At 54.0% G+C, this 12110-nt stretch carries 10 protein-coding genes and 2 riboswitches; of the genes, 4 read left to right on the forward strand and 6 right to left on the reverse strand.

What is annotated here, in order from left to right:
- Positions 1-60: 60 nt before the first annotated feature.
- Positions 61-253, reverse strand: a riboswitch (cobalamin riboswitch).
- Between the two features lie 147 nt (positions 254-400).
- Both SIL79_RS02695 and SIL79_RS02700 read right to left on the reverse strand, forming a co-directional pair.
- Positions 401-748, reverse strand: a complete 348-nt coding sequence (locus SIL79_RS02695) for a DUF805 domain-containing protein (protein ID WP_039035572.1) — start codon at positions 746-748, stop codon at positions 401-403.
- A 252-nt stretch (positions 749-1000) separates the two neighbouring features.
- Positions 1001-2266 (reverse strand): DUF3592 domain-containing protein, encoded by a 1266-nt coding sequence (locus SIL79_RS02700; protein ID WP_319618950.1) that lies wholly within the window; start codon positions 2264-2266, stop codon positions 1001-1003.
- A 147-nt stretch (positions 2267-2413) separates the two neighbouring features.
- On the opposite strand from SIL79_RS02700, the gene rihA reads away from it, so the two are divergent.
- Together rihA and rbsK are read left to right on the forward strand one after the other, a co-directional pair.
- The gene (gene rihA / locus SIL79_RS02705; RefSeq protein WP_039035574.1) at positions 2414-3352 is read left to right on the forward strand and encodes a pyrimidine-specific ribonucleoside hydrolase RihA; all 939 of its coding nucleotides are present in this window, start codon (positions 2414-2416) and stop codon (positions 3350-3352) included.
- Between the two features lie 3 nt (positions 3353-3355).
- On the forward strand, positions 3356-4261 hold the full coding sequence (rbsK, locus tag SIL79_RS02710) for a ribokinase (protein WP_319618951.1): 906 nt from the start codon (positions 3356-3358) through the stop codon (positions 4259-4261).
- Between the two features lie 67 nt (positions 4262-4328).
- On the opposite strand, the gene SIL79_RS02715 is transcribed toward rbsK, so the two are convergent.
- On the reverse strand, positions 4329-4850 hold the full coding sequence (locus SIL79_RS02715) for a DUF2059 domain-containing protein (protein WP_319618952.1): 522 nt from the start codon (positions 4848-4850) through the stop codon (positions 4329-4331).
- Between the two features lie 208 nt (positions 4851-5058).
- On the opposite strand from SIL79_RS02715, the gene azu reads away from it, so the two are divergent.
- A complete protein-coding gene (azu, locus tag SIL79_RS02720) occupies positions 5059-5526 on the forward strand; it encodes an azurin (RefSeq protein WP_039035576.1) in 468 nt (155 codons plus the stop codon).
- 237 nt (positions 5527-5763) lie between these two features.
- Here the strand turns inward: azu and SIL79_RS02725 are convergent, their stop codons facing one another.
- Both SIL79_RS02725 and SIL79_RS02730 read right to left on the reverse strand, forming a co-directional pair.
- Positions 5764-7920 (reverse strand): S46 family peptidase, encoded by a 2157-nt coding sequence (locus SIL79_RS02725; RefSeq protein WP_319618953.1) that lies wholly within the window; start codon positions 7918-7920, stop codon positions 5764-5766.
- Positions 7921-8056: 136 nt separating this feature from the next.
- Positions 8057-9250 (reverse strand): aromatic amino acid transport family protein, encoded by a 1194-nt coding sequence (locus SIL79_RS02730; protein WP_144361614.1) that lies wholly within the window; start codon positions 9248-9250, stop codon positions 8057-8059.
- 500 nt (positions 9251-9750) lie between these two features.
- A riboswitch (yybP-ykoY riboswitch) is annotated at positions 9751-9854 on the forward strand.
- Between the two features lie 92 nt (positions 9855-9946).
- Between SIL79_RS02730 and SIL79_RS02735 the strand changes: the two genes are divergently transcribed.
- The gene (locus tag SIL79_RS02735) at positions 9947-10504 is read left to right on the forward strand and encodes a TMEM165/GDT1 family protein (RefSeq protein WP_319618954.1); all 558 of its coding nucleotides are present in this window, start codon (positions 9947-9949) and stop codon (positions 10502-10504) included.
- Between the two features lie 64 nt (positions 10505-10568).
- Here SIL79_RS02735 and katB read toward each other — a convergent pair whose 3' ends face one another.
- Positions 10569-12032 (reverse strand): catalase KatB, encoded by a 1464-nt coding sequence (gene katB, locus SIL79_RS02740; protein WP_028779401.1) that lies wholly within the window; start codon positions 12030-12032, stop codon positions 10569-10571.
- Between the last annotated feature and the right edge of the window lie 78 nt (positions 12033-12110).

Here is a 12110-nt window from a genome sequence, read left to right on the forward strand (position 1 = left end):
AGAGTGCCACGGCAGGGAGAGCCCCTTGGCTGCCGCATTTCGAGATCTGCCCACCGAAATCATCGAAATACCTCCAGGGCCGGTCTCCGGACTTTGGCTATGCGGTTGACCGCGCAAGAACCGGCTTTTATGACGCCGCTTGGGCGCGCCTGTCTCTCACCATTTACCGTTGCGGGGGCAGTGCCGGATTCTCACCGGCTTCCCGATTATCCCCGGTCTTTAATTCCGGGGCACCACGAGAGGTTGACTGAAATACTGTGCTGTCATTCCCGGCCTGGCCGAGAGCGGGCATTATAGACGTCTATATGGATAAATGTCTAATTTTGACGACGACGGACCACCGCAAATTTACCCTGAAAACAAAAAGGGAGCCGAGGCTCCCTTTTTATGCTCTTAGCTATTAACCCAGCTCTTTGGGGTTACTGCCAAAGCGGTTGTCACCCACTTCGCTATCCTGGCAGTAGAAGACCAGCAGTACAATCCAACCTATAACAGGGATTAGCCCCAACAGCTGCCACCAACCACTGCGGTCAGTGTCATGCAGTCGACGCGCCGCAATCGCAATAGAGGGTAATAGCAGACCCAAAGAATAAATCAGCCCCAGCACTGTGGTACCCAGAGCATAGTCGATAGCACTGACAACCATACTGAAAATGATATAGAACAGAACAAACATCCAGTATTCTGTCCGTCGGGCTCGACCGGTAAAGTCGGCGTATTTTTTGATGGCTCCGATGAAATGTTCCATGTTTTCTCCCAATAACAGATCCAAGATCCGAAAACGCCGCACCAATTATTGAATGGCTTAAGGCAACCAAAGTTTCACCAGAGTTTCTGACTCCCTGAAACAGCAAACAATTTTAACATACCTGAATGAACTGCAAAGTGACAGAAAAGAGATTTACATTCCGTTCGCCACAGAATCAGAGATATCTCACCCCGTCAGTCGTCATTGGTTTACAGATATCGCCAATAAATAACACATCGACGCTTTTTCATCTTACCTGGTCAGCTTAAAACCGCGGCTGGCGGCCAGAGCCTGGATATCGGCTTCCATTTGATCCAGCTGTGCCTGGCGCTTTCGACCTATTGCCCCCGAGTTAGACTTGGATGCCAGACTGGTGAGAATATTGCGCCAGTATGGCACTTGTTTTTTACGCTGTTTACGGCTCAAAGGATTGAGTGGCCGCTGCGCTGCGAGCGCCTTGAGCAAGGCTGCAGTAGCGCCGCGCCAAACATCTGGCAGCGATTCCAGGTTATTCAAAAGCCAGCCAAGACATACCAAGCGACTCACTTCGGTGTGGATAAATCCGTTGTCACCCAAAGGCATTTGCCGCCCCAATAACAAGGCATTGAATTGCCCCTGAATTTCAGTGCTCCAAGGTTTGCGTTGCAGCTCGGTCAGATGCTGGGAGAAGACCATCTTCGCCAGTTCATGCTCAGTAAACAGGCTGCGAATGCCATCGAGCAGTGCCAGAGTAAACTCAGGGTAACGACGACCGAGAGTCCATTGCAATGAAAGCCCGAGAACTGAGCTTTCCCAGATCTCTTCTCTTTTATTTGGCGACTCCCATTTGAGGCACACAGGGACAAACCAGGCAAGAAAACGCGTCTGCCATTCAGGTCTGGCGGCAATATAGCCAAGGGCCTGCCGCCCCAAATAGCTACTGGCCGGGCTGGCTCGATTGACTTCAAGAAATGCCAGTAACTCGGCGGGGTTATCGGCCTCCAGCAACGGCTCAAGCAGTGGAGAGAGTCGCTCTCTGGCCAGGAAAAAGCGCAAACATTGACCCGCTTTGGTCAAAGTCCAACCGCCTAGCGCCAACATAGGCAACGCCAATAGAATACCCAACAGTTCGTGCCAGGTATTTTGTTGCTCTCGATAGTACTGGATATCGGTGCGCGCTATGCCAGGTTCCTCAGGCAAATACCAAAGGGTCACAGCCTCACCGACGCTTTTTGAGTCGCAAAGCAGGCCTGGGGGATTCCAGATATAATGCTCACCGCCGTTAGGCAACTGGTAATGCACCAGGCAATCCCACTCATAACGGCCGACACCCCAGCGCCCCGGGGGCACATATTGTTGAGCACGCCGGGCGATATAACCTTGGGTCTCGACACCTCGCTCGAGCAGGATATTCACTTCCTGCCAGGATTCAACACTGTCCTTGACAAAAAAGAGCCCAAGAGCCGAGAACAGTCCACCGGCAAGCGCAAAAGAGCCGATAAAAGCCAGGTCTTTCCAGATTGCCCGTATCTTTCCCACCGAGCCCCCTTTGATTCAATCCTTTAAGGCCGCGGATTGTAGCAGATTTCAACAATCAGTTGAGGAACACTTCACAGTTTGCCATTGGGGTCTGCGCACGCCACAGAGTCATGCTATGCTCGGGCAAATTGCGAAAGGAGTAACAGCATGAAACGCCCTATCATTCTCGACTGCGATCCCGGCCATGATGATGCCATTGCCTTGATCCTGGCCCTGGCCAACCCTGAACTGGAACTATTGGCCGTGACTACCAGCGCCGGTAACCAAACCCAGGAAAAAACACTCAACAATGCCATGCGAGTGCTTACTCTACTGGGCAGAACCGATATACCTGTAGCCAGCGGTGCCCCCAAGCCTTTGGCAAGGGAGCTGATCATTGCCGACAATGTTCACGGTGAATCCGGGCTCGATGGTCCTGAACTACCGGATCCCGCCTTTGAACCTCAGCCGGTAATGGCCTGGGAACTGATGGCCGAAAAAATCCGCCAAAGCAGCCAGCCGGTGACTCTGGTGCCCACCGGGCCATTAACCAATATCGCGATTTTCCTGAGTGCCTATCCCGAACTCAAATCCCGTATCGAACAGATAGTGCTGATGGGCGGCGCCGCCGGTGTCGGCAACTGGACTCCTGCCGCCGAATTCAACATTTTTGTTGACCCGGAAGCGGCCGACATGGTGTTCAAGTCAGGTATCCCCATCGTCATGGCCGGGCTGGATGTGACCCATGAGGCGCAGATCATGGAACAGGATGTGGCCCGTTTCCGCGCTATTCCCAACAAGGTTGCCAAGTGTGTTGCCGATCTGCTGGAATTCTTTGTTATCTACCACAAGGATCCCAAGTGGGGCTTTGATGGCGCACCACTGCATGACCCCTGCACCATAGCCTGGCTGCTCAAGCCTGAGCTGTTCATCGGCCTGGACTGCCATGTGGCCATCGAAACCCAGAGCGAACTGACTGTAGGGATGACTGTTGTCGATCGTTACCACCTGACCGGTAAACCCGCAAACGCCAAGGTGCTGATGCATCTGGATCGTGAAGGCTTTGTGGATCTGCTGGTTGATAGCCTCTACGCCTATCAGGATTAAAATATGAGCAGACTAGTGATAATCGGCAGTGCCAACGCCGATCATGTGATGGAATTCAGTCACCTGCCCGAGCCTGGGCAAACACTGATGAGCCGCAGCTACCGGTTGGAACATGGCGGCAAAGGGGCCAACCAAGCGGTCGCCACCGCCAGACTGGCACAGCCTGGTACCCGAGTGGACTTTATCTGCCATCTTGGGGACGACGCCATTGCCGATACCATGATTAAGAGTTGGTTGGACGATGGCATTCACCCACAGGGGTTGAAGAAGATGCCGGCAATGGCGACCGGCAGTGCGATGATTTTCATCGGTGATAACGGTGAAAACTGTATCGGAGTGGCCGCAGGTGCCAACGCCAGCCTGGAACCTGCCGATGTCCACTGTCATCAAGACCTGTTCGAAGACGCCAGCCATCTGTTGGCACAGCTGGAAACGCCTCTGGAATCAGTCAAAACTGCACTGCAACTGGCTAAGCAACAGGGCACAGTGACCATACTCAACCCGGCTCCCGCAAGCCCCTTGGCAGACGATATGCTGGCCTTGGTGGATATCATCACTCCCAACGAAACTGAGGCAGAAGCGCTTACCGGTATCAAGGTGGAAGATGAGGCCGGCGCTGCCAGAGCGGCAGCCGCTCTGCAAGCCAAAGGGGTTGGTACAGTGGTAATCACCCTCGGCAGCCGCGGTGCCTACGTGCGCCATCCCGAGTTTGAGGGCCTGGTGCCTAGCTATCCGGTCAAGGTGATTGATACTGTAGCCGCAGGAGACACCTTCAACGGTGCCCTGATGGTGGCTTTAAGTGAAGGGCTGATCATGGAGCAAGCGGTGGATTTTGCCAATAAGGCCGCTTCCATAGCCGTGACCCGTCATGGCGCCCAGCGCGGAATTCCCTACCGCCGCGAGCTGTAATCACGCCTTTACCGCCACAAAAACGGGAGTCATAGACTCCCGTTTTTTATGCTGGCTGCCAGTCAAATTATTCGCCTGGATTGGCTTCTCTATGAGCCTTGAGCTTATTGGCAAACTCCTGCTGCAGTTGCTCCATTTTGGGCAGCAGTCCCTGGCTCAGCGATTGAGTCATCATCATCGACTCCTGCATCACGGCCGGCATCTTGGCAACCATGGAGCGCCCTGTGTCACTGGCATAAAACGCCAGCATATCGGCAATTTCCTTGTCACTGTAGTGCTTTACATAAATATCTGTCAGTGGCTGCTTCAGACGGTCCCAGCCCAGCTCCTGCTTGAAGATCTGCGTACTCTTGCGGGCAAACTCTTCAAATAAAGGCTTTTCACTCTCCTTGATATTGAACTCTTGTTGCATGCTCAAAATCATCTGTTCCATCTGGGTATAAGCCGTGTCCATCATGGAGTCCATCTGCATTTCCAGCAGCAGTTGCTCCACCTGGGCCCGGCGAGCGCTGTCATCGGCCAACGCCAAAGGGCTGGTGAGCAATACACCACCCAGAACAAGAGATGACCAAAAACCAGGACCTTTCATGAGTGCCTCCGTGGCAAATATTGATTCGACTGTCAGTCTATCACAACCCAAACAGCTGTCAGCTGCTCCGGCCGCGGCTGATAGTTAAAATTCTGAGATTAATTCTCATTTAAGCTAGATACCGTTATGATTAACCCAGGCGGGAGCCTGCGGGGCTCTCGTACTGTCGAGAGAAATATCGACCCTAAAACCAGAAAAGGAATTGAAAATGAATAAGTTAACCAAGAGACTCGCGGGTATTGCCCTATTGGGAGCCGGCGCCGTTATCAGCAGTACTGCCAGCGCCAACGAATGCAGCCTGACCATCACAGCCAACGATGCGATGCAATTTGATACCAAAGAACTCAGCGTTCCCGCCAGTTGCAAGACGGTAGAACTGACATTGACTCATTCCGGCACCCTACCTGTGATAGCCATGGGCCACAACTGGGTTCTGAGCAAGAGCGCCGATATGCAGGGCATTGCCACTGATGGTATGGCAGCAGGCGCCGATGCCGCCTATGTTAAAGCCGGTGATGAACGGGTCATTGCCCACACACCTCTGGTTGGTGGCGGCGAATCAGTCAGCATCAGCTTCAGCACCGAAGGCATGACACCGGAAGAAAGCTATAACTTCTTCTGCTCCTTCCCTGGCCACTGGGCCGTGATGCAAGGCAGCTTCAGTATCAAAGGCTAAGCCTGCGCGCTTTGGGCCCTGCAAGGGGCCCAAAGAAACATTTCCCTACCGTAAGACAGCAGACTTCCTAATCATCATTGGTCAAGGCCCGCGGGGTACAGCAATCTTTGCCCGATAAGGTTGAGCGCCCGGCCGCCGAGGTATGCCAGCTGTTGAATCAGGCCCTGCAACTCTCCCCCCCAGCGCTAGTTAAAAAAATCCCCGCAACTTGGCGGGGATTCAGATTAATGGCGAAGCTTACTTAACGATTTCCATCTCTTGCAGTAAGTTATCTGCATTATCCAGATACTTCATCACCCACAGCATGTAACGGCTGTCCACCTGAATGGAGCGGTTGATGTTATCGTCGTAGTTCCAGTCACCTATGATGCTCTCATAAACACCGTCAAACAGCAGTCCCACCAGCTCAGCGCGGCCGTTGAGGGTTGGCGAGCCTGAGTTACCGCCTGTGGTATCCAGAGTTGAGAGGAAGTTGACCGGTACCGAGTCAATATCTTTGAAGTAGAAGTCACCGTATTGCTTGGCCTTGATAAGCTCCAGCTCTTTCTTGGGAGCATCGAAAGGCTCAACCCCGGTGTCTTTCTGCACTATGCCTTCCAGACGAGTGAAAGGTACGGCGTAGAGACCGTCTTTGGGTGAGTAGCCCTTCACATGACCCACCGTCACCCGCAGGCTGGAGTTGGCATCGGCATACACAGGTTTACCCTGCTCACGGTTGTAGGCAATGATGGCTTCCATGTACTGAGGACGCACCTTCATCAGCTCACCGGCCAACTCTTTCTTTTTCTGCTCCAGCTGCATACCTGTGTCATAGAAGGCCACGGCAAACTGGATCATAGGATCTTTCGAGGCCTTGAAATCGGCAACCGACTTGTCCATCCAGGCCAGACGCACATCTTTGTTATCCAGCTTGGTATTCTTGTACATCTTGTCCAGAGTCTTCTTCAGCTTGGCCTCATCGAACTTGTTGCCTATGCCGAAGTACTTGTCCAGCGCCGGCAGGCGCTCAGACTTGGGCAGCGCCGCATAACGCTTGAGCATCTCAAACACCAGCGCCTTGTCGACACTGGCGGCATAGCGGCGATCGATACGCTCCATACCGGCCTTGAAGCGGATCATGTCACGCTCCTGGAAACCCGGCTCGCGTTCCATGTCCGGCAGCGCCTTTTCATTGGCCAGACGATAGAGTTCGCGGGCCGTTGGCAACATGGTGGTATACCCCAGATAGCCCAGGATAATATCACGCTGCTGATCCGCCTGGCTTTGAGCGACCAGCTTGTCCAACTGTGCCAACACCTCGCCATACTGGGCCTTGCGGCTGCTGTCGGCATCGATCCAGCTCTTGAGCTTGGCTTCCAGGGCACGCTTGTCTTCCAGCATGGTCGACTTGCCGTAGAACTCGATCATCGAGGTGAAGTTCTTGGCATAGTTGGCCAGACCGGCGATCAGGCTCTCGTACTTGATGCGCTCGTCACTGCCTTCCGGGGCCGTCTCTTTAATGATCTCGATAAAGCGCTCACGCAGCTCCTTGCCTTGTGGATAGGACCACTCAAACTGGTTTTCCACTTCATTGCCGGTGCGGTATCTGTTGGTGCGTCCCGGGTAACCGGCCACCATCACAAAGTCCCCTTCCTTGACCCCTTTGGCCGACACCTTGAGGAAGCTCTTGGGCTCATAAGGTACGTTATCCTTGGAGAAATCGGCCGGCTTGCCATTTTTGTTGACATAGGCGCGGTAGAAGGAGAAATCGCCCGTGTGGCGCGGCCACATCCAGTTGTCGACATCACCGCCGTACTTACCCACGCTGGCCGCTGGGTTATACACCAGGCGAACATCACGGATTTCCAGCTGCTTCACCAAATAGTACTCGAGACCACCGTGGAAGCTGTAAACCTGACAGCGATAGCCATCTTCTTTTTCACACTGGGCCACCAGTGACTTCTCGGCCGCCTCGACGCCCTTGTAGAAAGCGTCGCCCTGCTTGTTGTCCAGGCCTTGCTTCACCTTGTCGGTCACATTGGTGACCTCTTCGGTGACATATACCCGCGAGCCCGGAGTTGCCGGCAATTCTTCGGCAAAGTTTTTCGCCAGGAAGCCATCACGCAGCAGATTCTTCTCCGGGGTGGAGTTGTACTGGATGGAGCCGTAGGCACAGTGATGGTTGGTTACCACCAGACCCTTGGGCGAAACGAAAGACGCGGTGCAGCCCCCCAGGCTTATCACGGCGTTCATCGGGAATTCGGTCAGCTTGGAGATAGACTTGGCGTCTATTTCCAGTCCTTTGGCCTTGAGTTCATCGGCCATGGCCGGCAGTTGGTAGGGCTGCCACATGCCCTCATCGGCCTGTACACCAAAACTGGTGGCTATGGCCGTTGCAAGTAACCATTTTTTCATTCTAGTAAGTCCATTCGCTGGTATTAGTTCAATTTGTTGTTTTTGTGCAACAAAAAAGCCGGGCACAAGTCCCGACTTTAACACAGACTACCAAGCGGCTACAGACTCGGAAAAATTCCCTTACAAAGGGCTTAGCTTAGGCCCCCAGCGTCGCATACAGCTGGGCAGCTATAATGCCTATCCCCAGGAGGGCCATCAGCGCCATCGCCGGCTTGCCACCGGCAACTTTGTAGCCTTCCGGCGACTCACGCCGCTGTTTCAGCGCTATGGCTATCGGCAAGAAGATGATGATCACCACTAAAGGCACGGCGGCAAACCCCAGCAGCGCTGAAAAACCTTCCGGCAGATACAGGGCGCAGGCCAGCGGCGGAATAAAGGTCAGCAACCAAGTCTGCAAGCGGCCGACAAAGTTACTCTTGGCGCGGATAAGCTCGGCGCTGAAGTCAAACAGGCTCAGGGTCACCCCTAGAAACGAGGTGATCAACGCCAAGTCGGCAAACAGCCCAATGCACTTGCTCACCAAAGGCTGCTCGCTGATAGCCTGCAAGGCACTGATGAGTTTCGACAGTGAACCGCCAAAGCCGTGAATGGTATCGCCGCCGACGGTACCCAGGGTTACCAGCAGCCAAAGCAGATAACAGGCCAGCGGAATGCCGGAGCCTATCAGTAGCACCTTGCGTAGGGAAACCGTGTCACCATCGAGATAGCGCACCAGAGTAGCAATACAGACATGGAAACCAAAAGAGGTAAATACCACAGGCACGGCGGCCAGCCACACATTGGCATAGGAATCGGTCGGCGCCTGCTCCAGTAAGGTGCTCATATTCACCTCAGGCAACAGAAACAGTACCACCAGCACCAGCATGACTATCATGGCAGAAAACAGCCCGCGGGAGAGCTTATCGACCCAACCGACTCCCAAGGCGGCAAAACTGCCCAGAGCCAGGGTAAACAAGAGTACCGCGTCCTGGCCATCCAGGGTCATATCGAACCAGGCCTTGGCCTTGAGCACCAGGAGATCGGCGCCGCCGGTCAGATAGGCAGCGGTCAGGGCAAACAGCAGGCTGAGAAAGGCGGCGCTTTGAATCAGTTGCCCCGTCTTACCCAAGGCTTTACCTGTGATGGCATGCAGGTTATCCCCCACGCCGGAGCGCAGATTGACTTCCAACATCAACAATGAGGTGTAGGCAGAAATGCCCCAAATGACCAACATCAATAGCAGGGCCGGCAGTAAGCCCAGAGCAGCCGTTGCCAATGGCAAGGCCAACATACCGGCGCCTATCGCTGTACCTGCGACTATGGCTACAGAGCCCAATATTTTAAAGTTCACTAAAATTCGTCCTGTTCTTTTGTCTTGTTATCTTTAAGGTCAGATTTACCCAAGGGGAAAGGCGAATTGTCAGCGCAGCTGGCAAGCTGTAACGTCTTGGCCGCAGATGAAATTCCGCCTTACGGAGTTTCATTGGCCCCAACAGCTCAGCAAACAGAAGAGGTATGCCACCAAGCCACTGGGGCTAACTAAATCGTGGACAGCGGAATTGGGGACTGCAAAGATGCAAACTCAACACTGAGGCTCTTTCTCAAAAATTAACTTAACCGGGACATTAACAGAGCCACAGCCCTTGGGCAAGCAGGGAAGCGCGACTATCAGCCAGTTACCCTATGCTTCGACTTGATTCCTGATACAGGGCTGTCAAACGGAAACATAAACCATTTTCTCGACTTTCAGCGGCGTAAAAAATCGACAGCCCCCTCTTTCCCAGATAAAGAAATCTCATTTTTATCGAAATCAGAGCAGTGTTGCCATAACGAACTTTATAGTTATAATGGCCGCCTCTGTCTTAGGGGAGTAGCTAACCTGGGTCCCGCCCAGGGGTAAGTATCAACACACTTGGCCTCATGCCATGGTGCTTACAGCAAGCTTAGGCTTGCCCGGCAAGACCTGAGTACGGTATACCGCACTAATTATAAAGGGGTGGGCGGTAGACTGTGCTTGGAATTTTGCCACCCCGAAGGAACGCCCATTTTGGAAGCTCTCATCGCCTCAACTCTCACTGTCGCCGTAGCCGAAATCGGTGACAAGACTCAGCTGTTGGCCCTATTGTTGGCCGCCCGTTTCAAAAACAAGACCGCAATCATCTCAGGGATCCTTATCGCCACCCTGCTCAACCATTTTGCCGCCGCCTGGCTGGGCCAATGGGCCATGGGTTGGCTCAGCGCCGATGTCGGCCGTTACCTTGTTGCCGGTAGTTTCTTTGTCATCGCCCTTTGGGTGCTGGTGCCCGATAAGGTCGATGCCGAAGAGAGCCGCTTCTACCGCTATGGCCCTTTCGTGGCCACCTGTTTGCTGTTCTTTATCGCCGAAATGGGTGACAAGACCCAGGTCGCAACCGTGGTGCTGTCAGCCAAATACGATAGCCTGCTGATGGTAGTAACAGGCACCACTGTCGGCATGCTGCTAGCGAATGTTCCTGTGGTACTGGCCGGCCATTTCAGTGCCGACAAGCTGCCCATGACCTGGATCCACAAAGGTTGCGCCCTGCTGTTTGCCCTATTGGGGATTGCCACCCTGTTGTGGGAATAGGGCAACCGCTGACAGCGCAAAAGGGGCAGCTCAAGCTGCCCCTGTTATTTCCGGCGTGCAATTATCAGCTGGCCAGCATCTCCTGCACCCGGCGGCCATAGTCGGCATCGGCCTGACTGAAGTGACCTATCATTCGCTGCTGCACATCCTGAGTCGCTTGGCTCAGAGTACCGCAGATATTGCTGATAAGCCTGGCCTTTTCCTCTTCCGGCAACAAGCGGTAAAGGTTGCCAGCCTGGGTGTAGTCATCCTGACCATAACGGCTGTATCTGTCAGCTTCACCATCCAGGCGCAGCGGCGGCTCTTTGAACTCTGTGGCATCCTGCAGGCCGCTTGGCTGCGAGTTGGGGCCATAGTTTGCCGACGCATCGCCACCTGTCTGGCTTCCATGATAAGGGCACTGAGCCCCGGCCATGGCACCGGCACGTTGATGGTGATTGGCCTGAGTCGCATGGGGGCAGTTCACCGGCAACTGGTTATAGTTGGCTCCTATCCGATAACGCTGGGCATCGGCATAGGCAAACAGGCGAGCCTGCAACATCTTGTCCGGCGATGCGCCAACACCGGGAACCAGGTTACTTGGCGCCAGTGCCACCTGCTCTACTTCAGCGAAGTAGTTCTGTGGCAGACGATTGAGCTCCAGTACCCCAACCTCAATCAGCGGGTAGTCCTTATGTGGCCATACCTTGGTCAAATCAAATGGATTGATATGGTAAGTATTGGCATCGGCTTCCGGCATTATCTGCACCTTGAGCTTCCAACGGGGGAAGTTACCATCCTGGATTGCCGCCACCATGTCGCGCTGGGCATGATCCGGATCGATTCCCTTCACCTTGGCGGCCTGCTCTTCAGTCAGGTTGGCTATGCCCTGCTCAGTCTTGAAGTGGAACTTGACCCAGAAGCGCTCACCCTTGGCATTCCAAAATGAGAAGGTGTGCGAGCCAAAGCCATGCATCTGCCGATAGTTGGCCGGAATGCCCCGGTCAGACATCAAGACCGTCACCTGATGCAAGGACTCCGGGTTGAGCGACCAGAAGTCCCACATCGCCTGAGGATCTTTCAAGTTGGTGTGCGGGTTACGCTTCTGAGTGTGGATAAAGTCAGGAAACTTGATGCCATCACGCAGGAAAAAAGTGGGGGTGTTATTGCCCACTATGTCATGATTACCGCGTTTGGTGTAAAAACGCACTCCAAAACCACGGGGATCGCGCTCGGCATCGGCGCTGCCCATCTCACCGCCTACGGTCGAGAAGCGAACAAAGGCCTCGGTCTGAGTGCCTACACCCTGGAAATGTTCGGCTATGGTGTATTGACTCATATCATTGGTCACTGTGAAGGTGCCATAAACACCCGTGCCTTTGGCATGCACAACCCGCTCTGGGATCCGCTCGCGGTTGAAGTGGGCCAACTTTTCAATCAGGTGCCAGTCCTGCAGCAACAGAGGACCACGCTCTCCGGCGGAGAGGGAATTCTGATCGTCTGCGATAGGGGCGCCGCTCTGGCTGGTGATATATTGCTTCTGACTCATCTCGTGCTCCTTAGTCCTTTGTTTTGTTTAACCAGTTTTCAATCACATCATATAGGGTGGCCATAGGTGCTCCCTTGA

The sequence above is a fragment of the Shewanella indica genome, assembly GCF_033842865.1.
GTDB classification, from domain to species: domain Bacteria; phylum Pseudomonadota; class Gammaproteobacteria; order Enterobacterales; family Shewanellaceae; genus Shewanella; species Shewanella indica.

What these genes read in the sequence shown, in the direction of transcription:
- SIL79_RS02695 (WP_039035572.1), bottom strand. Translation starts at nt 748, where the DNA reads ATGGAACATTTCATCGGAGCCATCAAAAAATACGCCGACTTTACCGGT.
- rihA (WP_039035574.1), top strand. Translation starts at nt 2,414, where the DNA reads ATGAAACGCCCTATCATTCTCGACTGCGATCCCGGCCATGATGATGCC.
- rbsK (WP_319618951.1), top strand. Translation starts at nt 3,356, where the DNA reads ATGAGCAGACTAGTGATAATCGGCAGTGCCAACGCCGATCATGTGATG.
- azu (WP_039035576.1), top strand. Translation starts at nt 5,059, where the DNA reads ATGAATAAGTTAACCAAGAGACTCGCGGGTATTGCCCTATTGGGAGCC.
- katB (WP_028779401.1), bottom strand. Translation starts at nt 12,032, where the DNA reads ATGAGTCAGAAGCAATATATCACCAGCCAGAGCGGCGCCCCTATCGCA.
- SIL79_RS02715 (WP_319618952.1), bottom strand. Translation starts at nt 4,850, where the DNA reads ATGAAAGGTCCTGGTTTTTGGTCATCTCTTGTTCTGGGTGGTGTATTG.
- SIL79_RS02725 (WP_319618953.1), bottom strand. Translation starts at nt 7,920, where the DNA reads ATGAAAAAATGGTTACTTGCAACGGCCATAGCCACCAGTTTTGGTGTA.